This is a genomic window from Kribbella kalugense, assembly GCF_004365875.1.
GTDB classification, from domain to species: Bacteria; Actinomycetota; Actinomycetes; order Propionibacteriales; family Kribbellaceae; genus Kribbella; species Kribbella kalugense.
This window is the reverse complement of record NZ_SODF01000001.1, coordinates 1,638,110-1,652,747: the sequence shown is the minus strand read 5'-3', so window position 1 is coordinate 1,652,747 and position 14,638 is coordinate 1,638,110. Positions and strand designations below refer to the sequence as shown.

Here is a 14,638-nt window from a genome sequence, read left to right as displayed (position 1 = left end):
AGCTGGTGACCTAACCGCCCAACCCAGCCCGGACGCCGAGCGAAGCGAAGGCCAAAGGGGGTGCGGGTGGCGGAGCCCCCGCAACGCGGCAAGCGAAGCGCAGCCGCACAAATGACGAAGGCGACGTGGTCCGCGCTTTCCGCGGACACACGTCGCCGTCGACTGTCGTGGGCGATACTGGGTTCGAACCAGTGACCTCTTCGGTGTGAACGAAGCGCGCTACCACTGCGCCAATCGCCCCGATGGTGGTGCTGGTGTTACTACTGAGGTGGTGCGGTGAAAACCTTAGCGCATCATTGCAGCGACGATCTAATCGGGCCGGGCTACTCTTGCTGCAGGACGGAGATCCCGTCGCGTTGGAGACGTGATTGTGACTTTCTCGCACGACACTGAGCAAGCGCTCGGGACGCTGGTCCGGCTGGTCAACACCATGCCCGGACCGAACAGCCAGGTCGATTCGCTGGAGACACTCGAGGAACTGGAGAAGTTCGTCCAGGAGCGGGAGTTCAGCGCGGTCGACACCCTGTCGGAGAAGGACCTGGCGGAGGTCCGTGATCTGCGGCCGTTGTTCGCGCCGGTGTTCACCACGGATTCCGACGCGGCCGCGGCAACGATGATCAACGCGATCATCGCGCGCGGTACGTCGACTCCGCGGCTGACGAATCATGACGGGCATCCGTGGCACATCCACTACTCGCGGGCGGGTGCGTCGATGGCGTGCCGGATCACCGTGGAGTGCGGGATCGCGCTGGCCCAGGTGGTCTCGGCCGGCGAACGCGAACGCCTCCGCCGCTGTGAGGCGCCGGATTGCGACGACGCGCTGATCGACCTTTCCCGCAACCGCTCGAAGCGCTACTGCGACGCCCGTACCTGCGGGAATCGCCTGCACGTCGCCGCCTACCGCGAACGCCGCAAAGCCTCCGGCGAGTAAGCCGGCGGGCTTGGGGAGGATCTTCTACCCGATTCGGGCCGAGATCCTCCCCAGACTCACGGGTTCGGGTTTTCGGTGGAGCGTTCGGCGAAGATCTTCGCGACCTGGGCAGTGATGGTGCCTGGCGCGGGGAGGTCACGGTCGTCAACGCGATGGATCGCCTGTACGTCGCGCGTCGTGGATGTGAGGAAGATCTCCTCAGCCTCGAAAAGCTGCTCCAGCGGTACGTCGCGCTCGACGCCGCCGAACCATTCGAGGACGAGTCCGCGCGTGACCCCGGCCAGCGCTGCGGACTCCAGAGTCGGCGTGACCAGCTCACCGTCGTACACACAGAAGATGTTCGACCCGGTGCCTTCGCACAGGTTGCCGATCGTGTTCGCGAAGATCGCCTCGCTGCCGCCACGTTCCTTCGCGTAGGCGAGTGCGCGCACGTTCTCGGCGTACGACGTGGTCTTGAGGCCGGCGACCGCGCTGCGTTCGTTGCGGACCCACGGGACGGTGACGATGGCGGAGGTGGGCGACGGGCGCTTGATCTCCTGCGTCGCGATCAGCACCGTCGGACCCGACGTACCGCGATCGGACGACAGTGGTGAGACACCACCCGTGTACGTGATCCGCAACCGGCCGAACGCGATCCCGGGATCCGCCGCGACCACTGCCTCGATACCGGCCTCGATCGCCGCGACGTCCGGCGCCGGCAGGCCGAGCCCGACCGCCGAACGGACGAGCCGCTCGAGATGCCGCCGTACCGCGAACGGCCGCCCGGCCTCGATCTTGATCGTCTCGAAGACGCCGTCGCCGGTGGTCAACCCGTGGTCCAGTGGCGAGATGGTCGCCTCGTCGTCCAGCAAGGCGCCGTTGAGCCAGATACGCATGTGGTGCTCCTTCCGCGGAACACCTTAGTGCGCAGGCGATCCGGTACTGCGAGGCAGTCCGAAGGTGACCAGTTGATGACGGTACGTCGACGTCCGGGCGGACCCCCGATTTTTGAACTCGGCCTGAGATGGGCTAGTGTTCTTTTCGCGCCGAGGGACACTGGAAACCGGCGCAATGCGGACGTAGCTCAGTTGGTAGAGCGCAACCTTGCCAAGGTTGAGGTCGCCGGTTCGAACCCGGTCGTCCGCTCGGAGAGGGTTCGGCGGGCCAGCTTCTCAGTGCCAGCTTTCTCAGTGGTGGAGTGGCCGAGAGGCGAGGCAACGGCCTGCAAAGCCGTGTACACGGGTTCGAATCCCGTCTCCACCTCGAGAACCTCATGCACCTTATTGAGTGTTTTCATTTGGACGATTGGCGCAGCGGTAGCGCGCTTCCCTGACACGGAAGAGGTCACTGGTTCGATCCCAGTATCGTCCACGAGAGTCGACAGGCGACGTGTGTCCGCAAAAAGCGCGGACGACGTCGCCTTCGTCATTTGTGCGGCGGCGCTTCGCTTGCCGCGGGCGGGGGCTTCGCCACCCGCACCCCCCTTTTGCCTTCGCTTCGCTCGGCGGCTGGGGTTGGGTCCGGCAGTCCGCTCGGGTGCGGGGGTTGGGTGTTTCGCGGTCCGCGCGGGCGCGGTGGTCGCGTTAGGCGGTCCACTCGCCAGCTGTGGCTGCGTCCGACAATGCGCTCGGCTGCGGGGGTTGGACTTGGCAGCTCGCTCGCGTGCTGGTCGGGTTCGGCGCGCCGCTCGCCTGCTGTGGCCGTGGTCGACGGTCCGCTCGGCGGTCAACTGACCGCTCCTCGGCCTGACCGACTTGGCTGGCTTACCGGTCTCGCCTTGCTAGCCGGGGACCTGCAGGCCATCACAATGGGCCGGCCGCTGGTGGATTGAGCCGGGGACAGGTGAGTTCCGGGCGATTGTGATGGCGTGGGGGTCCGAGATGCTCGGCGTCCGCTCGCCTTCGAGCACCGGCTTGGGGGTCCGCTCGGCGGTCAACTGCCCCTCCTCGACCCGACCACGCCGCCCCAGTCTGTCCCGTCGGTCGATCCCAGCTGCGATCGTTCGCCGCCCCGGCCCCGACCGCGGGCCGATCCCAACCCGCCCGCTCCCCAACTCCAACCTCGACCGGCCGCCGACCCGACCCCCGACCGCTCGCCAACCTCCACTCCGGCCGTCCGCTGTCCCCAGCCCTGGCCGTTCGCCAGTCCGCGCGACGACCGTGCGCCGAGTCGTGGATCTCGGCTGGCGACACGCCGCGTCTGCCGACCCGGATCCACGACTGGGCGAGACGACGCCAACCGTTTGCCACGACTCGGTGGGTTCGACGCAGATGTACGACTCGACGGTCAACTGACCGCTCCTTGCCCCGACCACGCCGCCCCAGTCTGTCCCGTCGGTCGATCCCAGCTGCGATCGTTCGCCGACCCGGCCCCGGCCGCGCGGGCCGATCCCAACCCCGACCGCTCCCCAACCCCGACCGCGCCGGCAACGCCTCCACCGGCGTCATGTCGTCGCTCGCCAAGCCTCACTCCGGCTGTCCGCTCTCCCCAGCCCTGGCCGTTCGCCAGTCCGTGCCGCGACCGTGCGCCGAGCCGTGGGTTTCGGCTGGCGACACGCCGTGTCTGTCGAGCCGGATCCGCGACTGGGCGAGTCGGACGCCAACCGTTTGGCACGACTCGGTGGTTCTGAGGTGGATGCGCGACTTGGCGAGGGGGACGCTGACCGGTTGCCGGGACTGGGTTGAGTTGAGGCTGGTCGTTGGCCGCGGCTTGGGGGCGAGAGTAAGTGTTTGGGTGGGGTCGAACAGGTGTATGGTCGGGGTCTAACAGTGAGGGTGGTGGGTTGTGCGGGGTTTGGTGCAGGAGGGCTGGGGTGGGGCGGGGGAGATGCGGTTGGTGGAGGTGGGGGTGCCGGTGGCTGGGGTGGGGGAAGTGTTGGTTCGGGTGGGGGCTGCGGGGGTGAATTTTGCGGATGTGATGCAAGGTCGGGGGACGTATGACGGTGGGCCTCGGCCGCCGTATTTGGCTGGGTTTGAGGCTGCGGGGGAAGTTGTTGCGGTGGGGGATGGGGTGAGCGGCTGGGCGGTGGGGGATCACGTCATTGGGACTGGGGCCGGTGCGTTTGCGGAGTATGTGGTGATGGGGGCGGATGGGGTTGTTGCGGTGCCGGCGGGGTGGCGGGATGAGGAGGCGCTTGGGCTGGTTTTGAACTGGGCTACTGCGCTCGCCTCGCTGCGGTGGTTGGGGCGGTTGAGTGCGGGGGAGACGGTGCTGGTTCACGCGGCGGCTGGTGGGGTGGGGCAGGCTGCGGTGCGGATTGCGAAGTACTACGGGGCCACGGTGATCGGGACCGCGTCGGCTTCGAAGCATGAGGTTGTACGGCGGCTTGGGGCGGATCAGGTGATCGACTACCGAACCGCGGATCTGGTCGCGGAGGTACTGCGGTTGACCGACGGGCGGGGCGTCGATGTCGTGCTGGAGTCCGTGGGTGGCGAGACGTTCCGGAAGAGCGTGGAGGTCGCACGGCGGGTGACGGGGAAGGTGATCGTCATCGGCGTGGCGGGTGGCGCGTCGTCGATCAGCAACTGGGAGTTGAACTTCAAGCACCCGGTGCAGGTGATCGGGAACCATCTCACGACGCTGATTCGGCACGCGCCGGAGATGTTCGCCGAGGTGATGGCCGAGCTCGGCAAGCTCATCGAGGTCGGCGTGTACCCGCCCGGCACGCCGACGGTCTACGACCTGGCCGACGGCCCGAAGGTACTCGCGGAACTGGAAGCCGGCACCACGATCGGCAAGCTCGCACTCAAGCCATAAGAGTCTGGGCCAACCGCAAGCCAAGATCCTCGATCGCGAACGTGGGATGGGACCGACGCCGGACAGTCGAGCCGACGGAACGTTCCGGGTCGGCGAAGCCTCCGCCGCGGAAGATTCGGTACGAGCCGTACGTCGCGGGATCGTAGAGGTCCCAGCACCATTCCCACACATTGCCGAGCATGTCGTGCAGTCCCCACGCGTTGGGCGCCTTCCGGCCGACGGGATGCGGCCGACCGCCGGAATTCCCGTCGTACCAGGCGATCTCGTCGATCGGCCCATAGCGGTACGCCGGTGTGCCGCCGGTGCACGCGTACTGCCACTCGGCCTCGGTCGGCAACCGGTAACCAGCAGCGGACCAGTCGCAACTGACCTCCTCGCTGTCGATCGCGTAAGCGACAGCCAGACCGTCCTCGACGGACAACTCGTTGCATAGGGCAACGGCGTCGTACCAGCTGAGGCCGGTCAGTGGCAGACCACCAGGCCCTGCCAGCGGGTAGCGGGCCAGGCGGAACGCGGGCACGTTGACATGCCAGCGGGTGCCGAGGCGATCGTCACGCAGGAACAGGAGGCCGGCTGGGATGTCCACCAGGTCAGGCATCGTCCAACCGTAAGGCCATCAGTAGTACTGCCTGAGCTTCGGCCACACAGTGGACCAGGGCTCCGCGGTCCTGTCGCACAACACCAGAGCAGTGCCGTCCTCGTCGTTGGAGACGATCGCGTTGATCGTCCCGACCTGGTGGCAGTTCTGGAAGTGGGACTCGAAGATCGGGGTTCGTTGGAGTTCGACCAGCAGGACTGGGCCGGTGTTGGTGTCAGGCGGGCGGTTCCAGTCGGCGAAGCTCATGTGGCTGGAGTACGCCGATGGCAGGTCGTGCGAAGGTCCGTAGCGGACAAGCGCGCCGGCCTCGCCGTAGTTGCCGGCGAAGATTGTCGCGGTCGACCGTTGGTCGGGCGGGATCTGGGACCAGGCAGTCGCGACCTGACCGACGAACGCCGGCCAGCCGATCTGTTCGCCTTGTTCCTTGTTGACCGGGATGACGAAGTCGGCGGCCGCGGCGGGGAGGATCGGCAGGGTGAAGAGGGCCGAAGTCAAAGCCGTCAGGACGAGGGTGATGACGGCTCGGACCCGGTGACGGTCGATCCAATTCAGCATCGGTTCGCAGCCGGCCGCGACGAGGACGAGCAGCAGGGGCAAGGCGTAGTACGACTTGCCGCCGACGGCCAGGACCACGACGCAGAGGACCGGATAGGCGAGGGCGATCGAGCGGGCCCACGGTTGTCGCCAGAGCCGGAAGAAGCCGGCCACCCATACAGGCAAGAGGAACGGCGACAGCTGGAGGATCTGGAGTGGGATGAACATGATGCGGTTCTCGGTGCCGTCGTCCTGACTGATGCCGCCGGCAACCGTCAGCTGCGGCCATCCGTGCTGGAACTGCCACAGCACGTTCGGGAACGCGATCACCCCGGCCACGGCGACGCCGGCGAGCAGCCACCATGAACGCAGTACCTCGCGCGGCCCGACGATCAGGAGCGAGACGAGTAATGCGCCGATCGGCAGTACGACGAGGTACTTGTTCTCCAAGGCGATCCCGGCGGTCAGGCCGAGCGCGAGCCACCACCGTCCGTCGCCGGTCCGCAACAGCTTGACCGCGAACAGTCCGATCAGCATCCAGGCGAGCAGGTCGTACGTCGCCGTGGACACCATGTGACCGACTCCGAGTACGAAGCCCGACACCGCGGCGCAGATCGCGGCGACGACCTGACCGCGCCGGGCGCTGCCGAACTCGCGGGCGATCAGCGCGACGACGATGATCGTGGCGACGCTGCTCAGTGTCGAGAGCACCCGCAGACCCATCACGGTGTCGCCGAAGATCGTGGTCGAGACGCGGGTGATCAACGGGGTCAGCGGCGGCTGGTCGACGTACCCCCAGTTGAGGTGCCGACCGGCGACCAGGAAGTAGAGCTCGTCGCGGTGGTAGCCGTAGCGGCCGGAGAGCGCCGTCAGCACGGCCCCGGCCAGCACCGCCACACCCACAACGGGCCGAGCCGCGAACGCGTTCACCGGAGGGCGGGTCATGGCGGAATGTTGTCAGTCCGCGGGGGTCGTGACTAGCAGACGCGGATCCTGCTCGCGGTTAACCAGCATTACTCGACCCGTGAGCGTCTCGTCCTCGACGAAGCGGACGTCACTGACTCGAGCGGCACCAACGCCGGCCCACCGCCCGCGTTGTTGACCAGGATCTGCGGTTGGCATGACATCAGCTCGGCGACCGCGTCGTCGTCCCGAAGATCGACCTGGACGAAGCGCGCCGACCCGCCGATCAGCTCCGCCGTACGCTCACCGCCGGCCGCGTCGAGGTCCGCGACCACCACCGGCGCACCCGCCGCGGCCAGGCGCTGGGCGATGCCGCGGCCGATGCCGACCGCGGCTCCGGTGACGACTGCGACTTTCCCTGCGATGTCCATGTCCCGCAGGCTGCCACGCCCTACCGACAGTCCGGGGATGATTGGATATGTCAACCAAGCGAGGGGAGATGCTGTGGCACTGCTGTACGAGCGGATTTGCGCTCACGTGCTGGAGCAGCTGCGGCGTGGTGCTCTGCGGCCCGGTGACCGGGTGCCGTCCGAGATGGAGCTGGCGGCCCAGTTCTCGGTCAGCCGGATCACCTCCAAGCGCGCCTTGGAGGTACTGCGTGAAGCCGGTCTGGTGGAGCGCATCCGCGGCAAGGGCACCTTCGTCGTACGGCGCCTGCCAGACCTCACCGATCTGTCCGTGCCGCTCCGCCCGGCCCCGCGACGGGACGCCAGCTCGATAGCGCTCATCGTCCCGGACATGTCCGAGGCGTACGGGCTGGACCTCCTCAACGCGATCGAGGAGCGCTGCGCGGAGTACGGCGCCCACCTGGTCGTACGGCGTACCCATGGGCGTCAGTCCGACGAGGAGAAGGCCGTCGACTCACTCGTGGCGACCGTGGACGGCCTGATCGTCTTCCCGGTCCACGGTGACTTCTACAACGCCAGCCTGCTCCGACAGGTACTCGACGGGTTCCCGGTGGTCCTGGTCGATCGCCACCTCTCCGGCATCCCAGTAGCCGCCGTACACACGGACAACGTGGCAGCAGCGCGTGCACTGACCACGCGGCTTCTCGACCAGGGTCATGAACACATCGCGTTCGTCTCGCCACCACCGGTCAACACGTCCTCCATCGAGGACCGCTTGGAAGGGTTTCGTGCTGCTTTCGCCGGCGGCGGGCAGCCGTACGAGCTGACCGACCTGCGGAGCACCCTGCCCGGTTCGACGACCACGGAGAGCGTGCGGGCGGACCTGGACGTCATCCGCATGTTCCGCGACCGCATGCCCGAGGTGACGGCGTACTTCGCCTGTGAGTACAACCTGGCCCGGATGGTCGACCGGGTGCTGGGAGGTGACCGCGTGGTCGCGTGCTTCGACTCACCGGGAGACTCCATCGGCGGACCGCCGTACCTGCATGTCCGGCAGAACCAGGCAGAAATGGGCCGCCGCGCAGTCGACCTGTTGCTCGCCCAGCTGCGTGGCGAACCGGTGCCGAACCTGTCGCTCGTCCCATTCGAGATAGTCGAACCAGCACCTGACTTTCGGCAGTACGGCGACCGGCACCCGACTGTGTAGCGTCAGTGGCATGACGTGGCGGCGCCTGGGGGACGTGGGTCTGTGGGCCGCCTTGAGCTTCCTGGTGCTCGCCGAGAGCGGCGCGCGGCACGACCCGTACTGGTTCCGCGCGGCCTGCATCGCCGTACTGGCGTTTGCCGTTGTCGCGCGGCGTCGGTGGCCGCTGGTGACGTTGGCCGCGGTGGCCTGGGCAGAGATCGTCATCGTCGCCTTGGCGCTCGGTACGACGAACGGCGTGCAGATCGCGCTCGTTCCGGCGATCAGTCTGCTGAGCTACCTGGCCGGTCGACGGGAGACACAGCTCAAGCACTTCGTCCTGGTCTGCAGCTGGTCGCTACTCGGGATGCTGATCCTCGCCCTGACCGTGCGGAGGGGAGCGCGGGCCACCGAAGCGGTTCTGACGTGGTTGCTGATGCTCCTGCTCGCTCTGCTGCTGGTCGTGCTGCCCTGGCTGATCGGCAGGTACCGCGCGCAGCAGGCGTTGCTGGCAACGGCGGGCTGGGAGCGGGCCGAGCGGATCGAACGCGAGCAGCGGATGGAGATCGACCAGGAGCGGCTGCGGGAGCGGTCGCGGATCGCCGAGGACATGCACGACTCGGTCGGTCACGAGCTCAGCCTGCTCGCATTGCGCGCAGCGGCTCTCGAGCTCGACCCGTCCCTGCCAGAGGAGCACCGCCGAGCCGCAAGTGACTTGCGCGAGTCAGCAGCCACTGCGACCGAACGGCTCGGCCAGATCGTCGGCGTACTTCGTGAACAGGACGCACCGACGATGCCGCACGACGAAACCGTCCAAGCCCTGGTGGAGCGAGCGGCAGCGTCCGGTCTGGCCGTGCAGCTGACCGAGGAGGTCGACGGCGAGCTGGCGCCGATGGTGGACCGCGCCGTACACCGCGTGGTCCAGGAGTCGTTGACCAACGCGAGCAAACACGCACCCGGCGCAGCCGTGACGGTCACGGTGACCTCGCACGAGGACGACGTACGGGTGGACGTGGTGGACACTGGAGCCAGTCGACCGGTGGCTGCGCCATCAGGTGGTCGAGGACTGGACGGTCTGCGGGAACGGGTCCGTCTGGCAGGTGGATCGCTCACTGCCGGTCCGCGGCCAGGTGGTGGGTTCCAGCTGACGGCGACGATGCCTCGCGCCGGCGGTAGGCCAGAGCCTCCGACTGCTGCGGTCGAGCGGGCCACGGTACGACGGAGTGCGCAGCGCGGACTCATCACCGCGATCGCCGCGCCTTTGCTACTTGGTGCGGTCGTCGGTGCGGTTGCCCTTGGCTACTACCTCGTCGCGGGCTACAGCGCGATCCTGCGACCCACGCAGTACGACGCACTGACGATCGGGCAGTCCGAGGCCGACGTGGCGAAGGTCCTGCCACGGATGCAGATGATCGACCCGCCAGGGGAGGGGTACAACCCACCGGCCGGCTGGAGCTGTCAGTACTACCGGCCGGCTGCGCCGTTCACCAGCAACTACGTGTACCGCCTGTGCTTCGCGAACGGCACGCTGGTCGCCAAAGAGGTCGTGGCGAGCGGGTCCGTCGCACCAACCCCGGAGGGGACCGGATGATCAGGGTGATGCTCGCCGACGACGAGGCGATGGTGCGGGCCGGAGTCCGCGCGATCCTCGGTACCGACGACGAGATCGAGGTCGTTGCCGAGGCGGCCGACGGTGTCGAAGCCGTCGACGCGGTACGGCGGCACCGGCCGGATGTCGCCGTACTGGACATCAGGATGCCCCGGATGGACGGACTGGCTGCCGGTGCGGAGATCCGCAGGACGGTGCCGGAGACGGCCGTCGTCATCCTCACCACCTTCTCGGAGGACGCCTACATCGCCCGTGCGCTCGGCGACGGCGCGAGTGGGTTCCTGCTGAAGTCAGGCGACCCGCGTGAGCTCATCGCCGGGCTGAAGGCCGTTGCGGACGGTGCGGCGTACCTGTCTCCTCGAGTGGCGCAGCGGGTGATCGCTGAGCTGGGTGCCGGGTCCGGTGGCGGTGCGATGGCGCGGGCGGCGGCTGCCAAGGAGCAGGTCGCCGTACTGACGCCACGCGAGCTGGACGTACTCGGACTGGTCGGCGCGGGGCTGTCGAACGCCGAGATCGCGGCCCGGCTGTACCTGGTCGAAGGGACCGTGAAGGCCTACGTCAGCGCCGTTCTGCAGCGGCTCGGCGTGAAGAACCGGGTCCAGGCCGCGATCGTCGCGTACGAGGCGGGACTGGTTACTTCCTGACCTGTTCGGGTCAGGACGATGCATGGCCTTGGTGAGCCTGGATACTGGTTGCGGCAACAGTCACCGGACCGCTCCGGGTGGTGACGTGGTGAGGACACCGGGTCATGGGATAGTGGTGCCTCCCGGACCCTCACCTCCGGGCGACCCAGCAGCTCAAGGGGCCACCCGCCCCCTCTCACAGAATCGGGGATCCAGGTCGTGACCGACTCGCACAACTCCGGACAGCACAAGGACCGGGAAGCGGCGGCGGCCGAGGTCCGGAGAATGTGGCAGCCGACCCCCTCCTGGACCCAGCCGGACCCGAACGAAGCCGACCCTGCCGAAGAGGCGGACGAGCAGAAGCCCGACGCGCTCAGCCAGGACTTCCCAGGCGACTCCTGGTCCACGTCGTCCACCCCAGCCAGCCCTGCGGCCCAGCCGGAGGACCAGCCGGCACCGTGGACCCAGCCGCAGCCGAGCGTGCCCGCTCCGTCCTGGACGCAGCCGGTCGCCGAGTCCGCTGCGTCGTCGTGGACCCAGCCGGAGGAGTACGACGACGAGCCGGCCACCGAGACCGAGTCCCAGGCCACGGACGGAGCCGACCCGGCAGCGGCTCAGGAACCGGCACAAGGCAGCCCTGTGTTCGGCGGCTCCTCGTTCCACAGCTCAGGCTTCAGCCAGGACCAGGGTGCTGGTCAGCCACAGCCCGGCCCCGCACCTCAAGGTCAGCCAGGTCAGCAGCCGCTGTCCCCGGCCGCTCAGCACTTCTTCCCGCAGGGCATCCCGGGTCAGCAGGCCCCGCAGCCGCAGCAGAACCTGTCCTTCCGCACGGACGACCTGATTCAGGCTCTGCCGCTGCCACGTGAGGCTCCGGCCGAGCGCGGTGTCCGCAGCATGCTGAAGCTGCGTCCCGGCAGCACCGAGCGCACTGAGCGGATCGCCCGTGCCACTGCGGCGACGGCCTTCCGGCGTCCGGTGACGATCGTCGTGGCCAACCCGAAGGGCGGCTCCGGCAAGACGCCGACCACCCTGCTGCTCGCTGGTGCGCTCGGTCAGGCCCGTGGTGGCGGTGTGGTCGCCTGGGACAACAACGAGCTCCGCGGCAACATGCACCTGCGCACGCACGACACGAATTCCCGGTCGACCGTCACGGACATGCTGCAGGCCATGATGATGCTGACCCAGCCGGATGCCCGGCTCGGCGACGTCGCTGCGTACCTGCGCCACCAGGTGTCCGGTCAGTACGACGTGCTGACGTCGGCGACCACGACGTACGCGCAGATCGAGGCCAAGGATTTCGACCAGATCCACCGGTTGCTGAGCCGGTTCTACAAGGTGCTGGTGATCGACACCGGTAACAACGAGGGCTCCAGCAACTGGCGGGAAGCGATGAAGGCGGCCGACGCCCTCGTCATCCCGATCAAGTGGAAGAGCCTGTCCTGCGCGGCCGCCGTGCAGATGCTCGAGGAGCTCGACAACCAGGGTCCCGAGGCACAGCGGCTGATCCGCCGTGCGGTGATCGCGGTGTCGAACGGCCCCGGCGATGTGAACCGGGAGGTCGAGAAGCAGCTCCGGCCGTACTTCGAGTCCCGCGCAGCCGCCGTCGTCGACATCCCGACCGACATGCACATCGCGGCCGAAGGCCCGCTGGACCACTCCGCCCTGCAGCCGGCTACCCGTCGCGCAGGTCTGGAGTTGGCAGCCAAGGTGTCCGAGCAGATCACGATCGCACTCAACGCACCACGCTGATCGGGCTGAGCACAGCAAGACGCAACCCGGCGAGGCGGTCCGGATCGGCAACTACGTCGTACGACGTGATCCGGTCCGCCTCACTGGTGAAGGTGATGGCTAGCAACAGCCGCCCCTGCGGTGCCAGCACCAGTCCGACCTCGCCGTTGACCAACGCGAGCTCAGCCAGCTGAGAGCGGCCGGACAGGACGACCGTCCCCTCTGCCACGGCCTGTGCGCCACGAAGCTCGGCAGACATCCCCGGAGCCAGTGCGGTCGCGTCGACACGTCGTACGACGTCTGGCGCGAGTACTGCGAGGACAGCGGCCAGATCGCCTGCCTGGGCTGCATGCAGGAACGCCGACACCACTCGACGCTGCCGGGCCAGCTCGGCCGACGGAACGACCGGAGCGCCTTGCACACGCTGCCGTGCACGGCTCGCAAGCTTCTTGGTTGCCACCGGTGTCCGCTCCACGATCGGTGCGATCTGCGCGAACGGTACGGCGAACATGTCGTGCAGCACGAACGCGATCCGCTCGGCCGGCTCCAACGTGTCGAGTACGACGAGCAGAGCCCGGCTGACCGAGTCCGCGACCAGCGCCTCGTCCTCCGGCGTACGTCGTATCGCCGGTGTCTGCTCGAGGTCGTCGGGGGTCGTGGCGTCCTCCGGACGGACCTTGCGCGACCGCAGGACGTCGAGACAGATCCGCGTCACCACAGTCCGGAGCCATGCGCCCAGGTTGTCGATGCCCTCGGTGCGGCCGAGCCTGATCCAGGCTTCCTGCACCGCGTCCTCGGCCTCGCTGTGTGAGCCCAGCAGGCGAAAGGCAACCGCCTCCAGCTTGCTCCGCTCCGCCTCGAACGCCTCGGTCAGCTCGTCCCTGGTCACTGGTCACCTTTCCGCCCTGCACGCCGTCACCCAGTCTGACGACCACGAGACGACGAAGGTGACCACGAGTGCTTCATCTTGATTGCAGCGCGAACCGCTCGGCCGAATCGGTGACGCGGCAGCTGACCCGGGAGTTCGCTGACCGGTGGGCAGGACCCGGCTACCGCTACCGGGATCTGGCAGCTGATCCGGTGCCCCCGATCGACACGGCGTACTGCCAGCTGGGCCGGCGATCCGAGCGGCTGGGCGTCGTACCGCTCGTAGACGTTGACCAATTGATCCAGAGCGAGGCCGAGGCCGAGGCGTGGGCTCTGACGAGGCCGTTGATCGAAGAGGTCAGAGCGGCGTCCGTGCTGCTGATCGGTGCGCCGCTCTACAACTACGCACTCCCGGCCTCGCTGAAGGCGTGGATCGACAGGATCACGTTCCCAGGCGCCTTCGCCGACGATGTACTGCGGGATCTGCGGGTGGTCGTGGTCACGGCCAGCGGGGGAGCGTACGGCCCCGGAGCACCGCGAGAAGGGTGGGACCACCAGGAGCCATACCTGCGTAGGTACTTCGGTAACCTCGGAGTGCAGGACCTCACTCTGGTGCGAGCCGAGCTGACTCTGACGGGCCTGGTCGACCGGCTCGCGGAGTTCAAGCCGCTGGCAGAGCGCTCCCTGGCCGAGGCCAGGGCCCGGATCACTCGGTGGCATCCACCAGTTCGGGCTCAGGCTCGACCTGAGGTTGAGACTCACGCCGCTTCTTGAGCCGGTGGCGAACCAGTTCGACGACGAGCGTGACCGCGAGGGCGAGGCCGATGCCGAGGACCACGCCCTTGAGCGGGTTGTCCTCGAAGGCCTTGCCGCCGATGAAGCCGACCAAGGTGCAGTACAGACCCCAGCTGACCGCAGCGATCCCGGCGTACGCGGAGAACTTCCGCAGTGGGTAGCGGACTGACCCCATCGTCAGCGTGACCGCGGTGCGACCACCGGGGACGTATCTGGCGACCACGAGGACCAGTCCGCCTCGCTCGGTCAGCGCCCGTCGCGCCCAGAGCACAGCCGCGTGTCGTTTGGTGCCGGGCTTCATTCGGTCGAGTAGTCGACCACCGGCGCCCCGGCCGAGCGCATAGGAGACGTGGTCCCCGATGAACGCGCCGACGGCAGCGGCCGCGATCACGGCGTACAGGTTGGGCTCGCCGGTGGACGCGGCGAAGACGCCGGCCGTGACAACCAGCGTCTCGCTCGGGATCGCCGGGAAGAACCCGTCCAGCGCGGCGAAGCCCCACAGTGCCAGGTAGATCCACCACGAGGACATCAGCTCGCCGGCGAAGTGCAGGATCGCGTCACTCATACAACTGAATCTAGGAATTCGGGCACCCCCGGCACATCGGACCAACGGCTTGCTCGACCCCCGACTTTCGTCAGGTACGGCGGGCCTGTGGATACGCCGTCAGGGCGAAGGCCAGGAGTCGATACCATCTGTGACGTGACCGGCATCGGGCCGGCCGCAG

Annotated in this window: 13 protein-coding genes and 4 tRNA genes; 10 read left to right on the top strand and 7 right to left on the bottom strand. The window is 67.9% G+C overall.

Annotated elements, in window-relative coordinates; translation table 11 throughout:
* Positions 1-168 precede the first annotated feature (168 nt).
* A tRNA-Val gene (locus tag EV650_RS07795) sits at positions 169-240 on the bottom strand.
* A gap of 124 nt (positions 241-364) precedes the next feature.
* On the opposite strand from EV650_RS07795, the gene EV650_RS07790 reads away from it, so the two are divergent.
* A complete protein-coding gene (locus EV650_RS07790) occupies positions 365-931 on the top strand; it encodes a CGNR zinc finger domain-containing protein (RefSeq protein WP_238174068.1) in 567 nt (188 codons plus the stop codon).
* 56 nt (positions 932-987) lie between these two features.
* On the opposite strand, the gene EV650_RS07785 is transcribed toward EV650_RS07790, so the two are convergent.
* A complete protein-coding gene (locus EV650_RS07785) occupies positions 988-1,806 on the bottom strand; it encodes an aminotransferase class IV (protein ID WP_134116779.1) in 819 nt (272 codons plus the stop codon).
* A 177-nt stretch (positions 1,807-1,983) separates the two neighbouring features.
* Between EV650_RS07785 and EV650_RS07780 the strand changes: the two genes are divergently transcribed.
* The 4 genes from EV650_RS07780 to EV650_RS07765 all read left to right on the top strand — a co-directional run bounded on the left by EV650_RS07780 (position 1,984) and on the right by EV650_RS07765 (position 4,666).
* Positions 1,984-2,056, top strand: a tRNA-Gly gene (locus tag EV650_RS07780).
* Between the two features lie 46 nt (positions 2,057-2,102).
* Positions 2,103-2,173, top strand: a tRNA-Cys gene (locus EV650_RS07775).
* A gap of 36 nt (positions 2,174-2,209) precedes the next feature.
* A tRNA-Val gene (locus tag EV650_RS07770) sits at positions 2,210-2,281 on the top strand.
* A gap of 1,455 nt (positions 2,282-3,736) precedes the next feature.
* The gene (locus tag EV650_RS07765) at positions 3,737-4,666 is read left to right on the top strand and encodes a zinc-binding dehydrogenase (RefSeq protein WP_134119948.1); all 930 of its coding nucleotides are present in this window, start codon (positions 3,737-3,739) and stop codon (positions 4,664-4,666) included.
* Here the strand turns inward: EV650_RS07765 and EV650_RS07760 are convergent.
* The 3 genes from EV650_RS07760 to EV650_RS07750 form a co-directional block, all read right to left on the bottom strand.
* On the bottom strand, positions 4,656-5,264 hold the full coding sequence (locus EV650_RS07760) for a formylglycine-generating enzyme family protein (RefSeq protein ID WP_134116777.1): 609 nt from the start codon (positions 5,262-5,264) through the stop codon (positions 4,656-4,658). The genes EV650_RS07765 and EV650_RS07760 overlap by 11 nt on opposite strands.
* An 18-nt stretch (positions 5,265-5,282) precedes the next feature.
* A complete protein-coding gene (locus tag EV650_RS07755) occupies positions 5,283-6,743 on the bottom strand; it encodes an ArnT family glycosyltransferase (RefSeq protein ID WP_134116775.1) in 1,461 nt (486 codons plus the stop codon).
* A 68-nt stretch (positions 6,744-6,811) separates the two neighbouring features.
* Positions 6,812-7,132, bottom strand: coding sequence for an SDR family NAD(P)-dependent oxidoreductase (locus EV650_RS07750; RefSeq protein ID WP_134116773.1), 321 nt, complete (start codon positions 7,130-7,132; stop codon positions 6,812-6,814).
* Positions 7,133-7,205: 73 nt separating this feature from the next.
* Between EV650_RS07750 and EV650_RS07745 the strand changes: the two genes are divergently transcribed.
* The 4 genes from EV650_RS07745 (at position 7,206) to EV650_RS07730 (ending at position 12,272) form a co-directional block, all read left to right on the top strand.
* Positions 7,206-8,315: a GntR family transcriptional regulator gene (locus EV650_RS07745; RefSeq protein WP_134116771.1), complete on the top strand. Its 1,110-nt coding sequence runs from the start codon at positions 7,206-7,208 to the stop codon at positions 8,313-8,315.
* Between the two features lie 10 nt (positions 8,316-8,325).
* Positions 8,326-9,882: a sensor histidine kinase gene (locus EV650_RS07740; protein WP_134116769.1), complete on the top strand. Its 1,557-nt coding sequence runs from the start codon at positions 8,326-8,328 to the stop codon at positions 9,880-9,882.
* The gene (locus EV650_RS07735) at positions 9,879-10,544 is read left to right on the top strand and encodes a response regulator transcription factor (protein WP_134116767.1); all 666 of its coding nucleotides are present in this window, start codon (positions 9,879-9,881) and stop codon (positions 10,542-10,544) included. The genes EV650_RS07740 and EV650_RS07735 overlap by 4 nt, the downstream gene beginning before the upstream one ends.
* Before the next feature lie 198 nt (positions 10,545-10,742).
* A complete protein-coding gene (locus tag EV650_RS07730) occupies positions 10,743-12,272 on the top strand; it encodes a MinD/ParA family ATP-binding protein (RefSeq protein ID WP_134116765.1) in 1,530 nt (509 codons plus the stop codon).
* On the opposite strand, the gene EV650_RS07725 is transcribed toward EV650_RS07730, so the two are convergent.
* Positions 12,256-13,140 carry a sigma-70 family RNA polymerase sigma factor gene (locus EV650_RS07725; RefSeq protein ID WP_134116763.1) on the bottom strand — a complete coding sequence of 295 codons (885 nt, stop codon included), beginning with the start codon at positions 13,138-13,140 and terminating at the stop codon, positions 12,256-12,258. The two genes, EV650_RS07730 and EV650_RS07725, sit on opposite strands and share 17 nt — an antisense overlap.
* Positions 13,141-13,208: 68 nt before the next feature.
* Here EV650_RS07725 and EV650_RS07720 point away from each other — a divergent pair, with 68 nt between their 5' ends.
* Positions 13,209-13,892: an FMN-dependent NADH-azoreductase gene (locus EV650_RS07720; protein WP_134116761.1), complete on the top strand. Its 684-nt coding sequence runs from the start codon at positions 13,209-13,211 to the stop codon at positions 13,890-13,892.
* On the opposite strand, the gene EV650_RS07715 is transcribed toward EV650_RS07720, so the two are convergent.
* Positions 13,825-14,478 carry a DedA family protein gene (locus EV650_RS07715; RefSeq protein ID WP_134116759.1) on the bottom strand — a complete coding sequence of 218 codons (654 nt, stop codon included), beginning with the start codon at positions 14,476-14,478 and terminating at the stop codon, positions 13,825-13,827. The two genes, EV650_RS07720 and EV650_RS07715, sit on opposite strands and share 68 nt — an antisense overlap.
* Positions 14,479-14,638: the final 160 nt, after the last annotated feature.